At 66.1% G+C, this 23,735-nt stretch carries 16 protein-coding genes; 12 read left to right on the top strand and 4 right to left on the bottom strand.

Annotation, left to right across the window (positions count from 1 at the left end; genetic code table 11):
• The first annotated feature begins 96 nt into the window (after positions 1 to 96).
• The 7 genes from QPK29_RS19910 (at position 97) to ahpF (ending at position 11,395) form a co-directional block, all read left to right on the top strand.
• Entirely contained in the window at positions 97 to 2,622 is a 2,526-nt protein-coding gene (locus QPK29_RS19910; RefSeq protein ID WP_371770844.1) for an excinuclease ABC subunit UvrA, read from the top strand.
• Between the two features lie 110 nt (positions 2,623 to 2,732).
• Positions 2,733 to 6,203 (top strand): response regulator, encoded by a 3,471-nt coding sequence (locus QPK29_RS19905; RefSeq protein WP_371770843.1) that lies wholly within the window; start codon positions 2,733 to 2,735, stop codon positions 6,201 to 6,203.
• Positions 6,204 to 6,211: 8 nt separating this feature from the next.
• Entirely contained in the window at positions 6,212 to 7,039 is an 828-nt protein-coding gene (locus tag QPK29_RS19900; protein WP_160410269.1) for a CheR family methyltransferase, read from the top strand.
• Positions 7,036 to 7,668 (top strand): chemotaxis protein CheB, encoded by a 633-nt coding sequence (locus QPK29_RS19895; RefSeq protein ID WP_056136672.1) that lies wholly within the window; start codon positions 7,036 to 7,038, stop codon positions 7,666 to 7,668. Before QPK29_RS19900 ends, QPK29_RS19895 begins: the two co-directional genes overlap by 4 nt.
• Complete coding sequence (locus QPK29_RS19890) at positions 7,665 to 8,882, top strand: hybrid sensor histidine kinase/response regulator (RefSeq protein WP_056136674.1); 1,218 nt, start codon at positions 7,665 to 7,667, stop codon at positions 8,880 to 8,882. Before QPK29_RS19895 ends, QPK29_RS19890 begins: the two co-directional genes overlap by 4 nt.
• A 154-nt stretch (positions 8,883 to 9,036) precedes the next feature.
• On the top strand, positions 9,037 to 9,600 hold the full coding sequence (ahpC, locus tag QPK29_RS19885; RefSeq protein ID WP_056136676.1) for an alkyl hydroperoxide reductase subunit C: 564 nt from the start codon (positions 9,037 to 9,039) through the stop codon (positions 9,598 to 9,600).
• A 217-nt stretch (positions 9,601 to 9,817) separates the two neighbouring features.
• The gene (gene ahpF, locus QPK29_RS19880; RefSeq protein ID WP_371770842.1) at positions 9,818 to 11,395 is read left to right on the top strand and encodes an alkyl hydroperoxide reductase subunit F; all 1,578 of its coding nucleotides are present in this window, start codon (positions 9,818 to 9,820) and stop codon (positions 11,393 to 11,395) included.
• A gap of 84 nt (positions 11,396 to 11,479) precedes the next feature.
• Here the strand turns inward: ahpF and QPK29_RS19875 are convergent, their stop codons facing one another.
• The 4 genes from QPK29_RS19875 to QPK29_RS19860 form a co-directional block, all read right to left on the bottom strand.
• Entirely contained in the window at positions 11,480 to 12,097 is a 618-nt protein-coding gene (locus QPK29_RS19875) for an NF038129 family PEP-CTERM protein (RefSeq protein WP_371770841.1), read from the bottom strand.
• Positions 12,098 to 12,108: 11 nt separating this feature from the next.
• Entirely contained in the window at positions 12,109 to 13,608 is a 1,500-nt protein-coding gene (locus tag QPK29_RS19870; RefSeq protein ID WP_400189808.1) for a glycoside hydrolase family 30 protein, read from the bottom strand.
• 76 nt (positions 13,609 to 13,684) lie between these two features.
• A complete protein-coding gene (locus tag QPK29_RS19865; RefSeq protein WP_056136922.1) occupies positions 13,685 to 14,911 on the bottom strand; it encodes a glycoside hydrolase family 30 protein in 1,227 nt (408 codons plus the stop codon).
• Between the two features lie 373 nt (positions 14,912 to 15,284).
• The gene (locus tag QPK29_RS19860) at positions 15,285 to 15,731 is read right to left on the bottom strand and encodes a response regulator (RefSeq protein WP_371770839.1); all 447 of its coding nucleotides are present in this window, start codon (positions 15,729 to 15,731) and stop codon (positions 15,285 to 15,287) included.
• Positions 15,732 to 16,168: 437 nt separating this feature from the next.
• Between QPK29_RS19860 and QPK29_RS19855 the strand changes: the two genes are divergently transcribed.
• Genes QPK29_RS19855 through pdeM form a run of 5 tightly spaced genes read left to right on the top strand, consistent with a single transcriptional unit; the run spans position 16,169 to position 23,710 of the window.
• Positions 16,169 to 17,881, top strand: a complete 1,713-nt coding sequence (locus QPK29_RS19855) for a RecQ family ATP-dependent DNA helicase (RefSeq protein WP_371770838.1) — start codon at positions 16,169 to 16,171, stop codon at positions 17,879 to 17,881.
• 19 nt (positions 17,882 to 17,900) lie between these two features.
• On the top strand, positions 17,901 to 18,941 hold the full coding sequence (locus tag QPK29_RS19850) for a ligase-associated DNA damage response exonuclease (protein WP_371770837.1): 1,041 nt from the start codon (positions 17,901 to 17,903) through the stop codon (positions 18,939 to 18,941).
• Complete coding sequence (locus QPK29_RS19845; RefSeq protein ID WP_371770836.1) at positions 18,934 to 20,565, top strand: ATP-dependent DNA ligase; 1,632 nt, start codon at positions 18,934 to 18,936, stop codon at positions 20,563 to 20,565. The genes QPK29_RS19850 and QPK29_RS19845 overlap by 8 nt, the downstream gene beginning before the upstream one ends.
• On the top strand, positions 20,562 to 23,048 hold the full coding sequence (locus QPK29_RS19840) for a ligase-associated DNA damage response DEXH box helicase (RefSeq protein ID WP_371770835.1): 2,487 nt from the start codon (positions 20,562 to 20,564) through the stop codon (positions 23,046 to 23,048). Before QPK29_RS19845 ends, QPK29_RS19840 begins: the two co-directional genes overlap by 4 nt.
• Positions 23,045 to 23,710 carry a ligase-associated DNA damage response endonuclease PdeM gene (pdeM, locus tag QPK29_RS19835; RefSeq protein ID WP_371770834.1) on the top strand — a complete coding sequence of 222 codons (666 nt, stop codon included), beginning with the start codon at positions 23,045 to 23,047 and terminating at the stop codon, positions 23,708 to 23,710. The genes QPK29_RS19840 and pdeM overlap by 4 nt, the downstream gene beginning before the upstream one ends.
• Positions 23,711 to 23,735 lie beyond the last annotated feature (25 nt).

The following is a 23,735-nucleotide window of genomic DNA, read 5'->3' as shown; positions in this document are numbered from 1 at the left end:
GGTCGGGGAACGACGGTCTAACTGTGTTCGACCGCACCGACTGCCGGGTTTGCATGTGCTGGAATGAGGCATCGTGAAGCATCCGGAGCCGCAGGCATGCGCGACCAAACATTGAAGACAGGCCACGTGCGCGTGCGCGGCGCGCGCGAGCACAATCTGAAGAACGTCGACCTCGACATCCCGCGCGACGCGCTCGTCGTGTTCACGGGCGTGTCCGGCTCGGGCAAGTCGTCGCTCGCGTTCGGGACACTCTATGCGGAAGCGCAGCGGCGCTACCTGGAATCCGTCTCGCCCTACGCGCGCCGGCTGTTCCACCAGATGCCCGTGCCGGAAGTGGACGACATCGACGGCCTGCCGCCCGCCGTCGCCCTGCAACAGCAGCGCGGCACGCCGACGACGCGGTCCTCGGTCGGCAGCGTGTCGACCCTGTCGAACTCCCTGCGCATGCTGTACTCGCGCGCCGGCGATTATCCGCCCGGCCAGGAGCTGCTGTACGCCGAATCGTTCTCGCCCAACACGGCGGAAGGCGCGTGTCCGCAATGCTCGGGCCTGGGCCGTGTGTACGACGCGACGGAAGCGTCGATGGTGCCGGACGACAGCCTGACGATCCGCGAGCGCGCCGTCGCCGCGTGGCCGCCCGCGTGGCACGGCCAGAACCTGCGCGACATCCTCGTCACCATGGGCTACGACGTCGACACGCCGTGGCGCGACCTGCCCAGGAAGGACCGCGACTGGATCCTGTTCACCGACGAGACGCCCACCGTGCCCGTGTACGCGGGCCTCACGCCGGAGGAAACGCGCCGCGCCCTGAAGCGCAAGGAGACGCCCAGCTACCAGGGCACGTTCAGCGGCGCGCGCCGCTACGTGCTGCAGACGTTCGCGAACACGGAAAGCGCGTCGATGAAGAAGCGCGTGGCGCGCTACATGGTGAGCACGGAATGCCCGCTGTGCCAGGGCCGCCGCCTGCGCCAGGAAGCCTTGTCCGTGACGTTTGCCGGCATGGACATCATGACCTTGTCGCGCGTCCCGCTGGAACGCCTGGCGCAGATGCTGCGTCCTTACGCGGATGGAACGGCAGCCAGGCGTGCCGATAAACACCCGGAGCAGCTGATCGTCACGCAGCGCATCGCCGCGGACCTGTGCGCGCGGCTCGACACGATGCTGGCGCTGGGCCTGGGCTACCTCGCGCTGGAACGCAGCACGCCGACCCTGTCGCCGGGAGAATTGCAGCGCCTGCGCCTCGCCACGCAGGTGAGGTCGAACCTGTTCGGCGTCGTGTACGTGCTGGACGAGCCGTCGGCCGGCCTGCATCCGGCCGACACCGAAGCGCTGCTGGACGCGCTCGCCCGCCTGAAGGCGGCCGGCAATTCGCTGTTCGTCGTCGAGCACGCGCTCGATGTGATCCGGCACGCGGACTGGATCGTCGACGTCGGTCCGCAGGCAGGCGAGAAAGGCGGCCAGATTCTATACAGCGGCCCGCCCGATGGCCTGCGCGATGTGAAGGGCTCGCACACGCGGCGCTATCTGTTCACGGATGCGCAGGACGCCGCACGTCCGCCCGTTCGCACACCGCGCGAGCCGGCCGGGTGGCTGCGGCTGGAAGGCGTCACGCGCAACAACCTGCACGATCTCGCCGTCTGCTTCCCGCTCGGCGTGATGACGGGCGTGACGGGCGTCTCCGGCTCCGGCAAGTCGACGCTCGTGAGCCAGGTGCTCGTCGACCTCGTCGGCGCGGCGCTTGGACAGGGAGCGGCCGACGCCGAGACGGAGGAAGGCATGGACCTGGAGCGCGAGGCCGACATCCCGACCGTCGGCCATATCGCGGGCCCCATGCACGGCATCCGCCGCCTCGTGCGCGTGGACCAGAGGCCGATCGGCCGCACCCCCCGGTCGAACCTCGCCACGTACACGGGCCTGTTCGACCAGGTGCGCAAACTGTTCGCGGCGACGCCGGCCGCGAAAAAGCGCCGCTACGACGCCGGCCGGTTCTCGTTCAATGTGGCGAAGGGCCGCTGCGAACATTGCGCGGGCGAGGGCTTCGTGATGGTCGAGCTGCTGTTCCTGCCGAGCGTGTACGCGCCTTGTCCCACATGCGGCGGCGCGCGCTACAACGCCGACACGCTGGCGATCCGCTACAACGACCGCAACATCGCGGACGTGCTGGGCATGACGGTCGACGAGGCACATGCGTTCTTCGCGGACGAGGAAGCCGTCGCGCGGCCGCTCTCCGTGCTGCGCGAGGTGGGGCTCGGTTATTTGCGGCTGGGGCAGAGCGCGACGGAGCTCTCGGGCGGCGAGGCGCAGCGCATCAAGCTGGCGACGGAGCTCCAGCGCGCCGGCCGCGGCGGGACGCTGTACGTCCTGGACGAGCCGACGACGGGCCTGCACCCGCTCGACGCCGACCGCCTGCTGGCCCAGCTCGACCGTCTCGTCGATGCGGGTAACACCGTCATCATGGTCGAGCACACGATGCGCGTGGTGGCTGCGTGCGACTGGGTGATCGACATCGGCCCGGGTGCGGGCGAGGCGGGCGGCAAGGTGGTGGCGGAGGGGCCGCCGGCGCACGTCGCCAGGGAAAAGGGCAGCCGCACCGCGCCGTATCTTCGGCGATCTTTGTCGTAAATACGTCGCAACGCCGTCGACTTGACAAAAAGTCACGTTCAAGCGAACACCTCGGATTCTTTGCTTGCGTTACACTTGGGATATTTTTTTCATAAGAGTAACCACACAGCATGCCCGGTTCGAGTATCGATAGTGACCAATTCCGCCGGATCCTGTCGCGCAACGTCGCCATGCCGCTGGGCATGGGCGTGCTCAGCGCGCTCGTCTTCGTCGGTATCATCGCCTACCTCATCAATGTCCTGAGCTGGGTCGAGCATTCCGAGCACGTGATCGGCCGCGCCAACGAGGTCAGCCGGTTGTCGTCCGACATGGAGGCCGGCATGCGCGGCTACGTGCTGTCCGGCGACGACGATTTCCTCGAGCCTTACCTGTCGGCCAAGCCGCGCATGGATGCCGAGCTGAAGAATCTCGAGCGGCTCGTGGACGACAACCGGGCCCAGCTCGACCGCATCGAACGGGTGCGCGCGGCGCAGGCCCAGTGGCAGGCGTTCGCCGAAGAGATGATCGGCATGCGCAGCAAGAAGAGCGACTTCGTCGAGATCATCCAGAACATCAAGGCCGGCCGCGGCAAGATCCTGACCGACCAGGTCCGGCGCGAGTTCCTCGATTTCATCCTGGAAGAACAACGCATCCTGCAGGAACGGAACGCCACGTCGCGCTCCGTGATCGCGTGGTCCGTCGCCGCCTTCCTCGCGTTCAGCCTGATCGTGGCCGGCCTGCTCGCCGTGTTCGGCCGGCGCGACCTGCAGGCGCTGTCCAAATCGTACGGCGATATCCTGCAGCACGAAGAAGACCACAATACCCAGCTGATGCAACAGGCGTGGCTGCGCTCGGGCCAGACGGAACTGGTCGGGAAGACGACGGGTATCATCAGCCTGGAACCGCTGGCCGACGCCGTGCTGAATTATGTGGCGAACTACCTGAACGGCGTCGTGGCCGCGATGTACGTGCGCGCGGAGGACGGTACGTTGACCCGCATCGGCGCCTACGGGTTCGCGCATGCGGACACGGACCGCGCGCGCATCGTGCATCCGACCGAGTCGCTGGCCGCGCAGGCCGCCAACCAGAACCGCATCGTCACCTTGCGCGACCTGCCGCCGGACTACATCAAGGTCGGCTCGGCGCTGGGCGAGACTGCGCCGCGCGAACTCCTGATCGCGCCCGTGTCGAACTTCGGCAAGATCAAGGGCGTCATCGAGATCGGCTTCCTGCACGGCGTGCGCGAGCGCGACGTCCAGTTCATGGAGACGATCGCCGCGTCGGTCGGCGCCGCCGTCGCCAACGTGCTGCACCGCCAGCGCCTGCAGGCCGCGCTGGAAGAGCAGCAGGCCCTGAACGAGGAATTGCAGGTGCAGCAGGAAGAACTGCGCACGGCGAACGAAGAGCTGGAAGAACAGTCGCGCGCGCTGGAGGAATCGCAGTCGGCGCTGGAAAACCAGCAGGCCGAGCTGGAGCAGACGAACGAACAGCTGGCCGAGCAGGCCACCAACCTCGACAACAAGAACAGCGCGCTGGTGCAGGCCCAGGAACAGTTGCGCGAGCGGGCGCTGGAACTGGAGCGCGCAAGCCGCTACAAGTCCGAGTTCCTCGCGAACATGTCGCATGAACTGCGCACGCCGCTGAACTCGTCGCTGATCCTGGCGAAACTGCTGGCCGACAATACGGCCGGCAATTTGAACGACGAGCAGGTGCGCTTCGCCCAGACGATTTATTCGGCGGGCAATGACCTGCTGAACCTGATCAACGACATCCTCGACATCTCGAAGGTCGAGGCCGGCAAGCTGGAGCTCGTGCCGGAAGACTTGCCGCTGCGCCGCGTCATCGAGGGCCTGGCCCGCGTGTTCGAACCGCTGGCGCGCCAGAAGAGCCTGGACTTCAGCCTGACGGTCGAGCCGGACGTGCCGATCAGCATCCACACGGACCGCCAGCGCCTGGAGCAGATCCTCAAGAACCTGCTGTCGAACGCCGTCAAGTTCACGGACAAGGGCAAGGTGCATCTCACCGTGAGCGCCAACACGGATGGCTGGATCCAGTTCACCGTGCAGGATTCCGGCATCGGCATCGCGCCCGAGCAGCAGGACAAGATCTTCGACGCGTTCCACCAGGCCGACGGCTCCACCGCGCGCAAGTACGGCGGCACGGGCCTGGGCCTGTCCATCTCGCGCGACCTGACCGCTTTGTTGGGCGGCACCCTGACGCTCACGAGTGCGCCGGGCGAGGGCAGTACGTTCGTGCTGAGCCTGCCGCGCAACGGCACCGTCGCCGCGACGCCGCCCGTGCTGCCGCCGGCGCAGCCGCCCGTACGCGCACCCGTGCCGGAACCGGAGCCGGTAGCGCCGGCGCAGGGCCTGGCGTTGCCGGCGTTCGCCGACGACCGCGCCCAGCCCGCCGCCGGCGTGCGCACGGTGCTCGTGGTCGAGGACGAGCCGGAATTCGCGCGCATCCTGTACGGCCTTGCGCACGACATGGAATTCCGCTGCCTCGTCGCGCTGACGGCACAGGAAGGCCTGGAACTGGCGACGAACGAGAGTCCCGACGCGATCCTGCTCGACATCCGCCTGCCGGACGGCTCCGGCCTGTCCGTGCTGCAACAGCTGAAGGACAATCCGGGCACGCGCCACATCCCCGTCCACGTCGTCTCGAGCCAGGAGAACGGCGGCGAGGCGCTGCACCTGGGCGCGATCGGCTACGCACTGAAACCGACGTCGCGCGAGCAGCTGGAAGACGTGTTCCGCAAGCTGAAGGACAAGTCGTCGCAGGAAATGAAACGCGTGCTGCTCGTGGAAGACGACGAACGCCAGCGCGACAGCGTCGTGCAATTGATTTCCGATACGGACGTCGAGATCGCGGCCGTCGGATCCGCCACGGAAGCGCTGGACCTGTTGCGCACGCAGACGTTCGACTGCATGATCATCGACTTGAAGCTGCCGGACATGCAGGGTAACGAGTTGCTCAAGCGTATGTCGTTGGAAGAACTGTGTTCGTTCCCGCCCGTCATCGTGTACACGGGACGCAATCTGACCCGCGACGAGGAAGCGGAACTGCTGAAATATTCGCGCTCGATTATCATCAAGGGTGCGCGCTCGCCGGAGCGCCTGCTGGACGAGGTCACGCTGTTCCTGCACAAGGTGGAATCGGAACTGTCGTCGGAACGCCAGTCGATGCTCAAGACGGTGCGCGGACGCGACCGTGTGTTCGAAGGCCGCACGATCCTGCTCGTGGACGATGACGTGCGCAATGTGTTCGCGTTGACCAGTGCCCTGGAGCAACGCGGCGCCAGGGTGGAGGTGGGGCGCAATGGGTATGAAGCCATTGCCAAGCTCGATGAACATGAGTCGATCGACCTGGTCCTGATGGACGTGATGATGCCGGGCATGGACGGACTGGAAGCGACGCGTCGCATCCGCCAGGACAAGCGCTTCGCGCGCCTCCCGATCATCGCGATCACGGCGAAGGCGATGAAGGACGACCAGGAACAATGCCTGGCCGCCGGCGCCAATGACTATCTCGCCAAGCCGATCGACCTGACCCGGCTGTACTCGCTGCTGCGCGTGTGGATGCCGACGCTGGAGCGCATTTGAAAAAGACAATGCACAGCCTGCCGAGCGACGACATCGAGTTGCGGATGTTGGTCGAGGCTGTCTACCTCAAGTACAACTACGATTTCCGCGACTACACGGGCGCCTCGCAAAAGCGCCGCGTGCTTGCCGCGTTGCGCGCGATGGAATGCGAAACGATCTCGGCTTTGCAGGCGCGCGTCATGCACGACCCTGCCGCGTTCGCGCAGCTATTGCAGTTTTTGACCATCCCGGTGACGGAAATGTTCCGCGACCCGGATTATTATCTGGCTGTACGCCGGCTCGTCGTGCCGTTCCTGAAGACGTACCCGTCGCTGAACGTGTGGGTGGCCGGCTGCAGTACGGGCGAGGAAGTGGTTTCGCTCGCGATCCTGCTGCACGAGGAGGGCCTGCTGGAGCGCACGCAGATGTACGCGACCGACATCAATCCGGAGTCGCTGGAAGCGGCACGACGCGGCGTGATGCCGCTGGATAAGATGCGCGTGTACACGGAGAATTACCAGAAGGCGGGCGGCACGCGCGCGTTTTCCGATTACTACACGGCGGCCTATGGCGGCGCGCTGTTCGACCGCGCGCTCGTCGAGAACGTCACGTTCGCGGACCACAGCCTCGCCACGGACAGCGTGTTCGCGGAGACGCATTTCATCAGCTGCCGCAACGTGATGATCTACTTTAACCGGCGCCTGCAGGACCGGGTGCTGGGCCTGTTCCACGAATCGCTGTGCCACCGCGGCTTCCTCGGCCTCGGCAGCAAGGAAAGCATCGACTTTTCCACGTATGCCCGGCAATTCGAGCCGCTCGCGCGGCGGGAACGGGTGTTCCGCAAGGTGGCGCCATGAGCCCCGGCTTCGATCCCGGTCCGCAGGAAGGCGCGCTGCGCGCGGCACTGCGCGGACGGCGCTTCGAGGCCGTCGTGATCGGCGGCTCGGCCGGCGGCGTGGATGCGCTCGTCGCGCTGCTGCCCGCGATTCCGGCGGCCTATTCTTTGCCCGTGTTCTGCATCCTGCACATGCCGGGCGACCGCGAAAGCCGCCTGGCCGAGCTGTTCGACGAGCGCCTGCCCGTGCGCGTGAAGGAGGCGGCCGACAAGGAAGAGATCGTGCCCGGCACCGTGTACTTCGCCGCACCGGGCTACCATCTGTCCGTCGAACGCGACCGCACGTTCTCGATCAGTTGCGAGCCGCCCGTGCACTTCGCGCGGCCCGCGATCGACGTGCTGATGGAATCCAGCGCGGACGCCTACGGTCCGGCCCTGGCCGGCATCCTGCTCACGGGCGCGAACCACGACGGCGCCGACGGCATGGCCCACATCCGCGCGCGCGGCGGCTTCACCGTCGTGCAAGATCCCGCCGACGCCCAGGTGCCCACGATGCCCGTGACCGCCATCAACCGCTGCAAACCGAACCTGATACTGCCTCTGGCGCGCATCCACGCCTTGTTGCCCATGTTGGAGATGAATGAACCATGAGCGCACATGACCCCAGTAAATTGCTGATCGTCGACGACCTGCCGGAAAACCTGCGCGCCCTCGACGCGCTGATCCGCGACGAGCAGCGCCTCGTGTTCCAGGCCCAGTCCGGCGAGGAAGCCCTGTCCCTGATGCTCGAACACGAGTTCGCGCTGGCCATCCTCGACGTGCAGATGCCCGGCATGGACGGCTTCGAACTCGCCGAGCTGATGCGTTCCACCTCGCGCACCCGCAATATCCCGATCGTGTTCGTGTCCGCCGCCGGCCGCGAGCTGAACTATGCGTTCAAGGGCTACGAGACGGGCGCCGTCGATTTTCTCTATAAACCGCTGGACCCGGACGCCGTGCGCAGCAAGGTGCACGTGTTCGTCACGCTGGACCAGCAGCGGCGCGAGATGCAGCGCCAGATGGAAGCGCTGGAAGCGGCGCGGCGCGAGCAGGAGGTGCTGCTGGGCGAGCTGAACGCGACGCAGGCCGAGCTGCAGCGCTCGCTGCGCATGCGCGACGAATTCATGTCCCTCGTCGCGCACGAGCTGCGCACGCCACTCAACACGCTGTTCCTGGAAACCCAAATGCGCAGCCTGCAATTGAAGCGGGGCAATTTGCCGGCGTTCAATCCGGACCATATGAACAGCATGATCAAGCGCGACGAGCGCCAGATCAAGGCGATGATCCGCCTGATCGACGACATGCTGGACGTCTCGCGCATGAAGAGCGGGACGCTCTCCATCCGTCCCGCCAGGGTCGAACTGATGGCCTTGCTGGAGCGCGTGGTGAACGATTTGTCGTTGCAGGCCGCGGCGGCCGGCGCCAACGTCGTGCTGGCGCCGCATCACCCGGTCGAAGGATTCTGGGACGAATTCCGTATCGAACAGGTCGTCGTCAACCTGCTGACCAATGCGATGCGCTATGGCGGCGGCGGCGCGGTCGAGGTCAGTGTCCATGCTGAGGGTTGCAACGTCCGCATCGCCGTGCGCGACCACGGCAAGGGCATCGCGCCCGACTTCATCGAACGCATCTTCGAACCCTACGAGCGCGGCGCGAAAAGCGGCGAGCCGAAGGGCCTGGGCCTGGGCCTGTACATCTCGCGCCAGCTGGCCGTGTCGCATGGCGGCCAGTTGACGGCCGAGAGCACGCCGGGGCAGGGGGCGACGTTCAGCCTCGTCCTGCCGTGCACGGAAACGGCGTTGCAGCCGGCGGCCGCGCCTGCCTGATCCTTGTGCCGCCAATGTTCACGATAGGCACAGGCTATCCACGCTCGATAGCTAAAATCAATTGATAGAATCTGTTCAATCAATTTCACATGAATGGTGTGACAGGGTATAGTTCACACCTAAGCTTTTTTTAACCCCGAAAGAGGAGTACTGAATGTCCATCATCAACACCGAAATCAAGCCGTTCAAAGCAACCGCTTACCACGCAGGCAAGTTCATCGACCTGACCGAAGCCGATTTCAAAGGCACGTGGTCGGTCCTGATGTTCTACCCGGCGGACTTCACCTTCGTCTGCCCGACCGAACTGGAAGACCTGGCTGCTTTCCAGCCGGAATTCGAAAAGATGGGCGTCAAAGTCTACGGTGTGTCGACCGACACCCACTTCGCCCACAAGGCGTGGCACGACACGTCGGACGCGATCAAGAAGGTCAACTACCCGCTGATCGGCGACCCGACCGGCCTGCTGTCGCGTAACTTCGAAGTCATGATCGAAGAAGAAGGCCTGGCCCTGCGCGGCACCTTCGTGATCAATCCGGAAGGCCAGATCAAGGTCATGGAAGTGCACGACAACGGCATCGGCCGCGACGCGTCGGAACTGATGCGCAAAGTGAAGGCAGCCCAGTACGTCGCATCGCACCCGGGCGAAGTCTGCCCGGCCAAGTGGACCGAAGGCGCCGAAACGCTGAAGCCGTCGCTGGACCTGGTCGGCAAGATCTAAGACCTGAAGCAGCACCTGTAACACCGTAGTACCAGGCACCGGCCGCGAGGGGCGGCCGGTGCCTCCCCTCCCACGAGCCCAACCGGAATGGGCCCGCACGAATAACACAGGCGATCTCGCTAGTCGATCTGCCGGTCCAGATTCACTATTTAGATTATCGGATGCGTCCTCGATGGACCGCATCGGCCTGAACACGACTGAACGAAAGGATACGATCATGCTCGAACAAGAACTGAAAAACCAACTCGCCGGCTACCTGCAACGCGTCCAGCAACCGTTCGAGATCGTCGCCTCGCTCGACGACAGCGACACGTCGAAGCAGATGCTCGACCTGCTGCAGACGATCCAGGGCCTGCGCGCCGACAAGATCACGCTGCGCACGGACGGCAACGACGCCCGCAAGCCGTCGTTCACCCTGACGCGCGTCGGCACCGACATGCACCTGCGCTTCGCCGGCCTGCCGCTGGGCCATGAATTCACGTCGCTCGTACTGGCGCTGCTGTGGACGGGCGGCCATCCGCCGAAAGTCGAGGCCGAGACGATAGCCGCGATCAAGGCGCTGGACGGCGATTATGAATTCGAGATGTACATGTCGCTGACGTGCCATAACTGCCCGGACGTCGTGCAGGCGCTGTCGCTGATGGCGATCCTGAACCCGCGCGTGAAGACGACCGTGATCGAAGGCGGCGCGTTCCAGGCCGAAGTCGAGTCGCGCAAGGTGATGGCCGTGCCGATGGTATTCCTGAACGGCGAACTGTTCGGCTCGGGCCGCATGCTGATCGAAGAGATCGTCGCCAAGCTGGACAAGGGCGCCGGCGCCCGCGACGCCGCGAAACTGAACGCGAAGGATCCGTACGACGTGCTGATCGTCGGCGGCGGCCCGTCGGGTGCGGCAGCGGCAGTGTACGCGGCCCGCAAAGGCATCCGCACCGGCGTCGCGACGGAGCGCTTCGGCGGCCAGGTGAACGACACGATGTCGATCGAGAACTACATTTCGGTGCTGGAAACGGACGGCCCGAAATTTTCAAGCGCGCTGGAAGCGCAGGTGCGCCACTACGGCGTGGATATCATGACGCAGCAGATCGCGGCCAAGATCATTCCGCCGGCCGCGCCCGGTGAACTGGTCGAAGTGCAGTTCGAGAATGGCGGCTCGCTGAAGTCGAGCACCGTGATCCTGTCGACGGGTGCGCGCTGGAGGAACGTGAACGTGCCGGGCGAGCAGGAGTACAGGAACGCCGGCGTGAACTACTGCCCGCACTGCGACGGTCCGCTGTACAAGGGCAAGCGCGTGGCGGTCATCGGCGGCGGCAACTCGGGCGTGGAAGCGGCGATCGACCTGGCCGGTATCGTCGAGCATGTGACGCTGATCGAATTCGCATCGCAGCTGAAGGCGGACGCGGTGCTCGTCAACAAGGTCGAGAGCCTGTCGAACGTGACGATCCACGTGAACGCGCAGACGACGGAAATCACTGGTGACGGCAGCAAGGTCAACGGCATCAAGTTCAAGGACCGCATCAGCGGCGAGGAACACCACGTGCCGCTGGCGGGCGTGTTCGTCCAGATCGGCCTCGTGCCGAACACCGAGTTCCTGAAGGGCACGGTGGAACTGTCGCGCTTCGGCGAGATCGTCGTGGACGCCCACGGCCGCACCAACATCCCGGGCGTGTTCGCCGCGGGCGATGCGACGACGACGCCGTTCAAGCAGATCGTCATCGCGGCGGGCGAGGGCGCAAAGGCGGCGCTGTCCGCGTTCGACTACCTGATCCGCATGCCGGTGGCCGTCGAAGCAGCGTAAGCGTGTAGCGTGAGATCAAAGCCCGGACGGAAAACCGCCCGGGCTTTTTTGTTTCCAAAAACCGGGGTCAGAGCCCGGTTTTGATCAATTTCCCAAATTCGGGCTCTGACCCCGGTTCCGGCGGCGCAGCGTCAGGGCGGCCAGCACGCAGCCTGTCGCGAACACGGGCAGGCCGGCCGGTTCCGGCACCTTCGTGGCGGTCACGAACGCGGCGTCGGCCCAGACCGTGGCGGGTGCGCCCGGCATCAGGTCGATCGACGCGACGTTGCCCATCGTGCCCGGCACGTAGTTGTCGAGCGCCGCGTTCACCAGGGCGATCCCGAAGCCGGTGCCGATCGTGCCGCCGGGCGCGATGTCGAACGCGGCGTCGAAGCCGAGCAGGCCGCCGAACGTCACCGCCTGCAGCAGTTCGTTGAATGTCTGCCCGTTGCCGAGCGTGACCGCGGTGCCGATGTCGCCGCCGACGTCGCCCGTCGGCAGCGCGGTGCCGCCGAACGCGCCCGTGAAATGGGTCAGCGTGGCCGTCGCCGGCGTCGCGCCTGCCAGGGCCGCGAACGTCAGGTCGAGATAGCCGGTGCCCGTCAGGTTCGTCGTGTCGACGGTGAAGTGATACATCGGCCCGGCGAACGCCGTGTTCGCGCCGCCGGCGAGGGCCAGCGCCAGCAGGGCGCGTGTGAAGAAGGAGGTCAGGTGCTTGATCATGGCGAAGTCTTTCAGAACGTGATGCCTTGGAGTTTCGGGGTGTAGGCGATGGCGCCTTTCGATGGGTTGCCGAACGTCGTCGTCACGGTGACGGTGGCGCCGGGCGCGAGCTGGTTCACGGGCAGCGCGATGTACGGGACGCCGTTCACGTCACCCTGTTTGTTGTCGAGCGTGACGCCGGGCGTCAGGCCTTCCAGCACGAGGCGCAGCGTCGATGCCGTGAGCGTCGCGCCCGTCGTATTCGTGAACGACACCGTGCCGCTGAACTGGCCCGTGAAGCGGTTCGCCGTCAGGCCGCCCTGCACGATCTTCACGCTGCCGGTGAGGTCGGCGACGCCCGGCTGGCTCACGAAGGTGCTGATGCTGGACGGTTCCAGGTCGGCGCTGGCGCCGCCCGCGATGACCGGGTAGTCGCCCGCATAACTCTCGTTCGCGGCGGCCGACGTGACATAGCGCTGCAGGGTGCGGGGCGCGCCGCTGCCGAACGTCAGGTCGACGCGGCGCTGGGCCGTGCCGTTGTTGACCGCCACGACGACGACCTTGCCGTCGCCGCCCTTGTACGCGGTCACGTACACGTCCGGGTAGGGATTCTGCGTGGCGCCGATGCGCACGTAGCCAGGCCGCACGAATTTCGCGTACTGCGACATGATCCAGCCGCGCTTGCTGACGTTGCCGTCTTCCGTGATCAGCCCGTAGAACCGGCGGATGTACCACCACACGTACGCGCTGTAGTTCGCGGCCATGCTCCGGTGGACCTCGATCGCGACGGGCATCGCCTTCGCCCAGTCGTTGGCGTCCGACGTACTGTCCGTGTAGTGCTCCGTCATCCACACCTCCTTGCCCTTGGCGCGCGCGAGCGGGTAGTCGCTGGGCGTCGTGCCGTACAGATGGCCCGCCACGATCGAGAGCTGGGCCGCCGCGCCCGCGTCGTTCAGGATCGGATCGGACAGCACCTTGCGCATGCCCAGCGATTCCGGCGCCATCAGCTTGAGGCCGGCGAAGCGCGGGCCCTGCGACTTGATGAAGTCGATGAACTGGGCCGACGTCCACGTGCAGCCTTCGTAGTCCGGATCCCAGTCCGGCTCGTTCTGCACGGAGATGCCGTACAGCTGGGCGCCGTTGGTGCGCATGTAGTCCGCGAAGCCCAGCAGGTGCGTCGCGTAGTCCGGGTAGTAGCTCGGAATCAGGCTGCCGTGCGCGATGGCGTTCGACGTCTTCATGTACGGCGGCGGCGTCCACGGCGTGGCGAACAGGGTGACGCCCTTGGCCTTCGCCAGCTTCGCCGTCGGCAGCTGCGTGGCCCACGCGGTGCTGGACGCGTCGATGCGCATCCGCATGATCGTCAGGCCGATCTGGCCCTGTCCCGTGCCGAACGCGGTGTCGACCTGCGCCGGCGTGAGGTCGGCGATCCAGCCCGCGCCGTTATGCCCGCCGAACCCGCGGATGACCTGGTAGGTCGTCGCGGGATCGATGGCGACCGTCTGCGCGACGGCCGCGGGGAGCGCGGACATCGCGAGCAAAGGCAGGCTCCATCGTAGTAAACGTTGTTTCAACATGACTCATCTCCTCCTGGTGGGTTTTATTGACTTACTGACTTACAAAAGTGTTGACGCTGCCGGGATCGATCCACGCGGTCGCGACCCCGCCCGTCACCGTGTACTGGCCCGCATAGCCCGTGTTGTCGGTCGACGTGGTGCGGTATTTCGTGAAGCCGGGGGCGGCGCTGCCGACCTGCAACTGCAGCTGGCGCTGCGACGTGCCGTTGTTGATGGCCACGACGACCAGCTTGCCGGCGGTGTTCTTGTAGGCGGTGACAAAGACGTCGGCATACGGTTTTTCCGTCGCGGCGACGCGCACGGAACCGGGGCGGACGTATTTCGCGAACTGCGCCATGATGTAGCCGCGCTTGCTGACGTTGCCGTCCTCCGTCAGCAGGCCGTAGGAGCGGCGGATGGTCCACCACACGTAGGCGCTGTAGTTGGCCACCATGCTGTTGTGCAGTTCCAGCGCCACCGGCATCGCCTTCGACCAGTCGTTGGCGCTGGACGTGCTGTCGGTGAAGTGCTCCGTCATCCACACCTCCTTGCCCTTCGCGCGGGCGAGGGAATAGTCGCTCGGGTTCACGCCGTACAGGTGGCCGCCGACGATGTCGAACTGCGGCGCGGCCGTCGCGCTGCCCAGGATGGGATCGGTGAGCGGCTTGTAGAAGGTGGCGGACTCGCCCGCGATCACCTTGTAGGTGCCGAAGCGCGACCCCTGGCTCGACAGGTAATCGATGAATTGCTGCGAGTTCCACAGGCAGCTTTCGTAGTCCGGGGCGAAGTCGGGTTCGTTCTGGATCGAGATGGCGTACAGCGCGGCGCCGCCGGCCTGCATCGTGCTCGCGAAGTTCAGCAGGTGCGTGGTGTAGTCGCCATAGCGGCTCGGCAACAGGCTTCCCTGGACCAGGCTGTTGTTCGTCTTCATGTTCGCCGGCGGCGTCCACGGCGTCCCGAACAGGATGGCGCCCTTCGCCTTGGCGAGCTGCGCGGACGCCAGTTGCGTGGACCACTTGCTTGGGTCCGGATCGATGCGCAGGCGCATGATGGACAGGCCGATCTGGCCCGTGCCGGTGCCGAACGCGGCGTCGACCTGGGCAGCGGTCAGCTCCGCCGCCCAGCCGGCGCCGCTGAAGCCGCCGAAGCCGCGCACGGTCTGGTACGTCGTGGCCGGGTTGATGGCGACCGTCTGCGCGGACGCGCCGGCGGCAAAGGCGGACAACAGGACGATCGCCGACGCGGCGCGGCGGGTGGTGCGCGAAAAAGCATGGGGCATGAACATCTCCGTGGTTCGGGTTGATTGCCGGGCGGGGGCGGCCCGGAGTTCACTGCGTGTGCTGCTTTTACTGCGGACCCGTGCCGGGATCGCCGGCGGGCAGGATGAGCGACGCCCGTGCCCGCTGTGAGGGCACAGGATCATCGTGAAAAAATGCGGACTGTCGGGGCGCGCGTTCAGCGCGGGGCGGGACGAGAGGGAGGACGCGGTCGGCGCTGCGGGATCAGGGTGTGCGGCATATCTCCTCCGATTATTGTTATTTACTGTTATTTCACAAAATTATGTTTGCGATAACATTTTATGGCAACTATCTTATGCCTCGGTGGATGCCTGATCAAACCAAAGATTGTTAGCAATAATTCACAAATTGTATTTATGCCAACCGGGTGGAGGCCATGTCGCGCGTGTGCCGGCGCCGCTGGCCGTCGCGCCGCTCCAAGTGGGGGCGAGAGGGGACCGGATGGGCGCCCGTACCGTCCAGCCCGAACTCCAGCGCATGGCGCAGCGCGCGCACGGTGACCGGTTTCGTGACGGTGGCGCTGAACGCGTAATACAGCGGCGGGAAGGGTTCGTCCTCGTCGAGCAGCAGGATCGTGGGGGTGTCGGGCGCAAGGCGGGAGAGTTCGCCGGGCAGCGAGCGCCGGTCGCCGGCGGCGTGCGCGCTGGAGGTGAGGATCACGTCGAAGTGCAGCGCCTGCATGGCGTTCAGCGTCGCCTGCGCCGTCGTCGTCTGGGCGACAACGTAGCCGAGCGACTTGAGCAGGGTGGCACTGTGGCGGCGTGCGGCCGCGTCATCGTCGTAAATCAGGGCGTACTTCATGATGAGTCCTCCTGGCTCAGGTATGGCGACCTCCTCATACTGTTCAACTGTCAATTTGTAACAAATGATACGGACGACAACGAGAGGATACGTGGCTTCTTCAGTGGTAAAACAGCGGCGCGAAGCCGTTCAATGCATCGGTTTCGCACAGGAGCCACGTCGCCGCGCTCGTGAGCGCGAGCCAGGCTGCGGTAAAGGGAGCGGGCAGGAAGCGGACCATGATGAACCTCCGAATGCGGATTGCTGTCGTGTTGATGTTGATGTCATCTTAGAACGCGTTCTTTAGAGAAACTATCGGCTGGCAATCCCTCAACCTGTAGGAATAAACCTCGTCGCTCTGTCTGACCGCATGGGGTCGCTCGTGCATAGCCTCCTACGGTGGCTGTAGGTTGCGTCCTATGGTGTGTGGCCGTGCTCAGGCTTACATTGGCTGCATCATGACCACACACGATCCCAAACTCCTCCACAAGGGTGTGCTCGCGGTACGCCGCAACACCATTCGCCGCCTGCTGCATACGGTGTTCGGCATCGAACACCTGCGCGACGGCCAGCAACGCGTGATCGACAGCGTCCTCGATGGCAGGGACACGCTGGCGATCATGCCGACCGGCAGCGGTAAATCGCTGTGCTACCAGATCCCCGCCCGCATCCTGGACGGCATGACGGTCGTCGTCTCGCCGCTGATCTCGCTGATGAAAGACCAGCTGGAAAAGCTCGGGGAACTCGGTATCCGCGCCGAGCAGGTCAACAGCAGCCTGTCGGCGGAAGAGGAGAGGAACGCATTGGCCGCGATCGCGGAGGGCCGCTGCGAGATCGTGTTCTGCACGCCCGAGCGCCTCGTCATGCCCGAATTCGTCGACGTGCTGAAGGCCGTGAACATCGCCCTCGTCGTCGTCGACGAAGCCCACTGCATCTCGCAATGGGGCCATGACTTCCGCCCGGCCTACCTCGAGATGGCCGGCGCGATCGAGGCGCTGGGCCGCCCGCCCGTGCTGGCGCTGACGGCCACCGCGACGGAAGACGTCGTTGACGACATCGGCCGCCAACTCAATCGCCCGCGGATGAACGTCATCAACACAGGCATCTACCGGCCAAACCTGCAGTACGCCGTCGTGCAGGTGACGAACCCGGACGAGAAACTGCAGGAGGCGCTGCGCCTCGTGCGCGAGACGGCAGGCACGGGCATCGTCTACGCAGCCACCGTCAAGATGGCCGAGGAGATGCACCAGGTGCTGCTGGACGCCGGCGAATCCGTCACGCTCTACCACGGCAAGCTGGCAGCCAGCGAGCGCAAGGCGAACCAGGACCTGTTCATGAACGACGAACGGCGCGTGATGGTGGCGACGAACGCGTTCGGCATGGGCATCGACAAGCCCGACACGCGCTTTGTCATCCACCTGCAGATCCCCGCGAACCTGGAAGCCTACTACCAGGAATCGGGCCGCGCGGGCCGCGACGGCCAGGGCGCCAGCTGCACCCTGCTGTTCCTGCAGGACGACAAGCGCGTGCAGCAGTTCTTCCTCGTGAAGCACTACCCGACGGCGGACGAGATCCGCGCCGTGTACGAGGCCGTGCACGCGCTCATGGAAAACGAGACGGCGACGCCGGATCGCGTGGATGACGTAGCCGGCGAGCTGGCGGGGCCGCACCTGAAGGTGTGTTTGAAACTGCTGAAGGATGCGAAGCTGCTGCGCCAGAACCGCAAGCTCGCGTACCTGCCCGGCAGCGCGTCGCCCGAGGATAAACTGTTCGCGGCGATGGCCGAGATGTATCGCCAGAAGCAGGAGCGCGACAAGGAAGCGCTCGAACAGATGGTATCGTATGCCGTGAGCGGTTTCTGCCGCTGGAAGCTGCTGCTCGATTATTTCGGCGACGAGGTCGAAGGCTTCGAGAAGTGCTGCCGCTGCGACAACTGCCTGAACCCGCCGGCCGCCGTGCTGACGGAAGATATCGACATCCGCGACGACGAGTTCGACCGCGAACCGGACGCAGACGCGCCGGCCGGCCCCGCGTTCGACGCGGGCGCGCGCGTGACGGTGCCGAAGTATGGCGAAGGCGTCGTGCTGTCCGTGGCCGGGGACCAGGTCCACATCGAATTCCCGGACGGCGAGCAGCGCGTGTTCCTCGCCGATTTCGTGACGCCAGCATAACAAGGAGGACGCCGAACGCATGGGCGACATGGTCATCGTAAGGAAGGAAGGCCTGTACTGTGTGCCGGGCCAGTTCTATATCGACCCGTGGCGGCCGGTCGACCGGGCCGTCATCACCCATGCCCACGGCGACCATGCGCGCTGGGGCCACAAGCACTACGTGGCCTCGCAGCAAAGTGTCGGCATCCTGAAGTCGCGCCTCGGCCAGGACATCAACATCGAGGGCCTCGAATACGGCGACAAGGTCGTCCACAACGGCGTGACGATCTCGCTGCACCCGGCGGGGCACGTGCTCGGCTCCGCCCAGGTCCGGATGGAGCACCAGGGCGAGATCTGGGTCGCGTCGGGCGACTACAAGGTCGAGCCGGACGCCACGTGCGCCCCGTTCGAGGCCGTGCGCTGCCACACCTTCATCACGGAATCCACGTTCGGCCTGCCGATCTACCGCTGGGACCCGCAGCAGGAAGTCTTCGACGACATCAACCGCTGGTGGCGTCGCAATGCCGACGAGGGCCGCACGAGCGTCCTGTATGCCTATGCGTTCGGCAAGGCGCAGCGCCTGCTCTGCGGGTTGGACCCTTCTGTCGGGCCCATCGTCTGCCACGGCGCCGTCGAGCCTTTGAACCGCATCTACCGCGAGGGCGGCGTGGTCCTGCCACATACGCAGATGGTCAGCGAGACGGACAAGGCGGACCTGAAAAAGGCGCTCGTGCTGGCGCCGCCTTCCGCATCGGGCTCGCCGTGGACGCGCCGCTTCGGCGACTATTCCGACGCCTTCGCCAGCGGCTGGATGCTGCTGCGCGGGGCACGCCGGCGGCGCGGCGTCGACCGCGGTTTCGTGTTGTCCGACCACGCCGACTGGCCCGGCCTGCTGGACGCGATCCACGCCACCGGTGCGCAGCAGGTGATCGTCACGCACGGCTCGATTCCCGTGATGGTGCGCTGGCTGTGCCAGATCGGCCTCGATGCGAAAGCGTTCGACACGGAATACGGCGAGGAGGATGACGAAGCCGTGACGGCCACGCCGGGTGAGCCCGTGGAGGAGGCGAAGGATGCGTGAATTCGCCCGCCTGTACGCCGAACTCGACGAAACCACCGCCACCAACCGCAAGCTCGAGGCGCTGCAGAATTACTTTGCCAGCGCCGCCCCGGAAAACGCCGCCTGGGCCGTGTACTTCCTCGCGGGCGGCAAGCCGCGCCAGGCCGTGCCGAGTAAACTCATGCGCCAGTACGCCATCGAATACGCGGGCCTGGACGAGTGGCTGTTCGACGAATCGTATGCGGCCGTCGGCGACATGGCCGAGACCATCGCCCACATCCTGCCGCCGCCCAAGCGCCACAGCGATGTCGGCCTGGCCGTGTGGATGGAAGAGCGCATCGGCCCGTTGCGCGGTGCCGATCCGGGCACGATCCGGGAAGCGCTGTTCTCGTACTGGGACGAACTGACGTGGCGCGAACGCTTCCTGTTCGTGAAGCTGATCGGCGGCGGCTTTCGCGTGGGCGTGTCGAAGCTGCTCGTCACGCGCGCGCTGGCGTCCATCGCCGCGGTCGATTCGAAGCTGATCGCGCAGCGCCTGATGGGCTGGACGGATGGCCGTGTCAAGCCGACGGCGACGGGCTTCCTGCAACTGATCGCGGCGCAGACGGACAACGAGCACCAGCTGCGCGGCGGCCAGCCTTACCCCTTCTTCCTCGCCCACCAGCTGCAGGGCGAGCCTGCTGCGTTGGGCGACATGGGCGACTGGCAGGTCGAATGGAAGTACGACGGCATCCGCGCGCAACTCGTGCGGCGCGGCGGCCAGAACTACCTGTGGTCGCGCGGCGAGGACCTGATCACGGAGCGCTTCCCGGAGCTCGCGAGTCTATCCCTGCCGGAAGGCACCGTGATCGACGGCGAGGTACTGATCTGGACGACGGGCGATTCGCCGGCACCGTTCGCCGACCTGCAGAAGCGCATCGGCCGCAAGACGTTGTCCGCGAAACTGCTGGCCGAGCTGCCCGCGGTGCTGCTCGCGTACGATCTGCTGGAACTGGACGGTGTCGACACGCGCGCGCTGCCCCAGCATGAACGGCGCGCGCTGCTCGAGACGCTCGTCACGGGCGCGGCGCGACCGCAGCTGCGCATCTCGCCGCTCGTGACGGCCGACAGCTGGGACGATCTCGGCAAGCTGCGCGCGGAATCGCGGGCGCGCGGGGTCGAGGGGATGATGCTGAAGGCACGGAACGCGCAGTACGGCGTAGGCCGCACGAAGGACGTGGGCACGTGGTGGAAGTGGAAGATCGACCCGTACGCCGTCGACGCGGTGCTGATCTATGCGCAGGCGGGCAGCGGGCGGCGCGCGTCGCTGTACACGGATTACACGTTCGCCGTGTGGGATGGCGAGGGCGACGCGCGCAAGCTCGTTCCGTTCGCGAAAGCGTATTCCGGCCTCACGGATGCGGAAATCGCGCAGGTCGACAACATCATCCGCAAGACGACGGTGGAAAAATTCGGGCCCGTGCGGTCCGTGAAGCCGACGATGGTGTTCGAAATCGGCTTCGAAGGCATCGCGCTGTCCGCGCGTCACAAGGCGGGCATCGCCGTGCGCTTTCCCCGCATCCTGCGGCGGCGCGACGACAAGCCCGTCGACGAGGCGGATACGCTCGATACGTTGAAAGGCCTGCTGGGAGCCGTCACGCCATGACCAGGACCCAGGCGGAAGCGGCCGTCGACGCGTGGTTCGCATCGCGCGGCTGGAAGATCTTTCCGTTCCAGCGCGCGGTGTGGAAGGCCGCGCTGGCGGGCGAATCGGGCCTGCTGCATGCGAACACGGGTGCCGGCAAGACGTACGCCGTGTGGTTCGCGGCGCTGCTGCGTGGCGCGAATCGTACCCGGCGCGCAAACACGGGCCTGCGCGTGCTGTGGATCACGCCGATGCGCGCGCTGGCGGCGGACACGCAGCGGTCGCTGGAAGTGTCGGCGGCCGAACTGGGCGCCGCGAGCCCGGACGTCATCGGCACGTGGTCGATCGGCGCGCGCACGGGCGACACGGGCGCGGCCGAGCGCGCGCGCCAGTCCAAGTCGCTGCCCGGTGCGCTGATCACGACACCGGAAAGCCTGTCGCTGCTGCTGTCGCACGCGGCAGCGCGCGACCAGTTCAGGCACCTGGACATGATCATCATCGACGAGTGGCATGAGCTGATGGGGAGCAAGCGCGGCGTGCAGGTGCAGCTCGCGCTGGCGCGGCTGCGGCGCTGGAATCCCGGTCTCGTCGTCTGGGGCCTGTCCGCGACGATGGGCAATCTCGCCGAAGCGCGCGGCGTGCTGCTGGGCGATCCGGAAGCCGGCGTGCTCGTTGAAGGCGACCTGAAAAAACAGATCGTCGTCGACTGCCTCGTGCCCCAGGGCGTGGCGCGCTTTCCGTGGGCAGGCCACCTGGGCCTGCAGATGCTGCAGCCGGTGATCGACGAGATCGAGCAGCATGCCGCGACGCTGGTCTTCACGAACACGCGCTCGCAATCGGAGTTGTGGTACCAGAACATCATCGAGGCGCGCCCGGACTGGGCCGGCCTCGTCGCGCTGCATCACGGCTCGCTCGACCGCGAGGTGCGCGAATGGGTCGAGACGGGCCTCAAGCGCGGCGACCTGAAAGCCGTCGTGTGCACGGCGAGCCTGGACCTGGGCGTCGATTTTTTACCCGTCGAGCGCGTGCTGCAGGTCGGCAGCGCGAAAGGCATCGCGCGCCTGCTGCAGCGCGCGGGGCGCAGCGGCCACGCGCCGGGGCGCATCTCGCGCGTGACGCTCGTGCCGACGAACAGCCTGGAATTGCTGGAAGCGGCGGGCGCCAAGCGCGCCGTCGCCACGCGCCGCGTCGAGGCCAGACAAGTGCCGAACAAGCCGTTCGACGTGCTCGTGCAGCACCTCGTCACCGTCGCGCTGGGCGGCGGCTTCCGTTCTGAAGCGTTTTACGAGGAAGTGAAAAGCGCGTGGTCGTACCGCCACCTCACGCCGGAAGAATGGCAGTGGGCGCTGGATTTCGTCGCGCGCGGCGGCCAGAGCCTGACGGTCTATCCGGAGTACAAGCGCGTGCTGCCGGACGAGGAGGGCGTCTACCGCGTGCCCGACGTGAAGATCGGCCGGCGCCACCGCATGGGGATCGGCACCATCGTGTCGGACGCGCAGATGCAGGTGAAGTACGTGAGCGGCGGCCGTATCGGCAGCGTGGAGGAATCGTTCATCGGGCGCATGAAGCCGGGCGACCGCTTCCTGTTCTCCGGCCGCATCCTGGAACTCGTGCGCGTGCACGAGATGACGGCGTACGTGAAGCGCTCGGAATCGACGCGCGGCGCCGTCAGCCGCTGGCAGGGCACCAAGATGCCGCTGTCGTCCGAGCTCGCGCACGCGGCGCTCGAAGAACTGAAACTCGCCGGGGAGGGCATCTACGACGGGCCGGAAATGCGCGCGCTGCAGCCGCTGCTGGAGATCCAGGCCCGCTGGTCGGCGCTGCCCGACAGCGACGTGCTCGTCGTGGAAAGCATGAAGAGCCGCGAGGGCTATCACCTGTTCGTGTACCCGTTCGCGGGACGCGCCGTGCACACGGGGCTCGCATCGCTGTTCGCGTACCGCGTCGGGCGCGTCATGCCGAGCACCTTTTCCATCGCCGTCAACGATTACGGGTTCGAGCTGCTGGCGCCCGAAGCCGTCGACTGGGCGACCGTGTTCGCTGCGGAGACGGGCACCGACGTCGGCCTGTTCGACACGTCGCACCTGCTCGAGGACGTGCTGGACAGCCTGAACGCGACGCAGTTGTCGCAGCAGCGCTTCCGCGAAGTGGCGCGTATCGCGGGGCTCATCTTCCAGGGGTATCCGGGCCAGCACAAATCCATGCGCCAGGTGCAGGCGTCGTCGTCGCTGTTCTTCGAAGTCTTCCGCAAGCACGACAGTGGCAACCTGCTGCTCACGCAGGCCGAGCGCGAAGTGCTGGAGCAGGAACTGGAGCTCACGCGGCTGCGCGACACGCTCGTCGAACTGCACGCGCGCCGTATCGCCTTCCGCGAGGTGAAGCGCGCCACGCCGTTCGGTTTTCCGCTGATGGTCGAGCGCTTCCGCGAAAAGGTCAGCACGGAAAAGCTGGCGGACCGCGTCGCGCGCATGGTGCGGGAACTGGAAAAGGCGGCCGGGGCATGACCAGTGTGACGGTCGACGCCGCCGGCGAGCAGCTCGTGCTGCTGCCGCAGAAAGCCGTGTACTGGCCGCGCGAAAAACTGCTGGCCATCGCCGATATCCACTTCGGCAAGGCGGCCGCGTTCCGCTCGTTCGGCATCCCCGTGCCGCGCGGGACGACGACGGAAAACCTCGACGCCCTCGACGCCCTCATCGACGCGACGGGCGCGAACCACGTGCTGTTCCTCGGCGACTTCCTGCATGCGCGCGCGGCGCACGCGGCGGGCACGCAGGCCGCGCTGCTCGCATGGCGCCGGCGGCGCTGCGACCTCGTGCTGACGCTCGTGCGCGGCAACCACGACAAGCATGCGGGCGACCCGGCCGACGTGCTCGGCATCGACCTCGTCGACGAGCCGTACACGGTCGGCCCGCTGTCGTTCTGCCACCACCCGGACCTGGACGCGCCCGGTTTTGTGCTGGCGGGGCACGTGCATCCAGTGTATGTCTTGGCGACACGTTTCGATGCCCTGCGGCTGCCGTGCTTCGTCCTAGGCCCGCGTCGGATGATCCTGCCGTCTTTCGGATCTTTTACCGGCGGACACGCCATCCGTCCGGAGGAAGGCGATCGCATTTTTATTACCTCCGGGGAAGCCGTGCACAGCGTTAAGGCGAACCTATCTCGGTAGTCGACGTCGCTGCTGGCGCGCCTGA

Source organism: Massilia orientalis (genome assembly GCF_030411975.2).
Taxonomy (GTDB): Bacteria; Pseudomonadota; Gammaproteobacteria; order Burkholderiales; family Burkholderiaceae_D; genus Telluria; species Telluria orientalis.
The sequence above is the reverse complement of the archived record's forward strand: the minus strand, read 5'-3'. Positions and strand labels throughout refer to the sequence as shown.

Coding starts and splice junctions, on each gene's coding strand:
- QPK29_RS19875 (WP_371770841.1), bottom strand. CDS start 12,097: ATGATCAAGCACCTGACCTCCTTCTTCACACGCGCCCTGCTGGCGCTG.
- QPK29_RS19845 (WP_371770836.1), top strand. CDS start 18,934: ATGCGTGAATTCGCCCGCCTGTACGCCGAACTCGACGAAACCACCGCC.
- QPK29_RS19860 (WP_371770839.1), bottom strand. CDS start 15,731: ATGAAGTACGCCCTGATTTACGACGATGACGCGGCCGCACGCCGCCAC.
- ahpF (WP_371770842.1), top strand. CDS start 9,818: ATGCTCGAACAAGAACTGAAAAACCAACTCGCCGGCTACCTGCAACGC.
- QPK29_RS19900 (WP_160410269.1), top strand. CDS start 6,212: ATGCACAGCCTGCCGAGCGACGACATCGAGTTGCGGATGTTGGTCGAG.
- QPK29_RS19840 (WP_371770835.1), top strand. CDS start 20,562: ATGACCAGGACCCAGGCGGAAGCGGCCGTCGACGCGTGGTTCGCATCG.
- QPK29_RS19855 (WP_371770838.1), top strand. CDS start 16,169: ATGACCACACACGATCCCAAACTCCTCCACAAGGGTGTGCTCGCGGTA.
- QPK29_RS19870 (WP_400189808.1), bottom strand. CDS start 13,608: ATGTCCGCGCTCCCCGCGGCCGTCGCGCAGACGGTCGCCATCGATCCC.
- QPK29_RS19910 (WP_371770844.1), top strand. CDS start 97: ATGCGCGACCAAACATTGAAGACAGGCCACGTGCGCGTGCGCGGCGCG.
- QPK29_RS19850 (WP_371770837.1), top strand. CDS start 17,901: ATGGGCGACATGGTCATCGTAAGGAAGGAAGGCCTGTACTGTGTGCCG.
- QPK29_RS19895 (WP_056136672.1), top strand. CDS start 7,036: ATGAGCCCCGGCTTCGATCCCGGTCCGCAGGAAGGCGCGCTGCGCGCG.
- pdeM (WP_371770834.1), top strand. CDS start 23,045: ATGACCAGTGTGACGGTCGACGCCGCCGGCGAGCAGCTCGTGCTGCTG.
- QPK29_RS19890 (WP_056136674.1), top strand. CDS start 7,665: ATGAGCGCACATGACCCCAGTAAATTGCTGATCGTCGACGACCTGCCG.
- QPK29_RS19905 (WP_371770843.1), top strand. CDS start 2,733: ATGCCCGGTTCGAGTATCGATAGTGACCAATTCCGCCGGATCCTGTCG.
- QPK29_RS19865 (WP_056136922.1), bottom strand. CDS start 14,911: ATGCCCCATGCTTTTTCGCGCACCACCCGCCGCGCCGCGTCGGCGATC.
- ahpC (WP_056136676.1), top strand. CDS start 9,037: ATGTCCATCATCAACACCGAAATCAAGCCGTTCAAAGCAACCGCTTAC.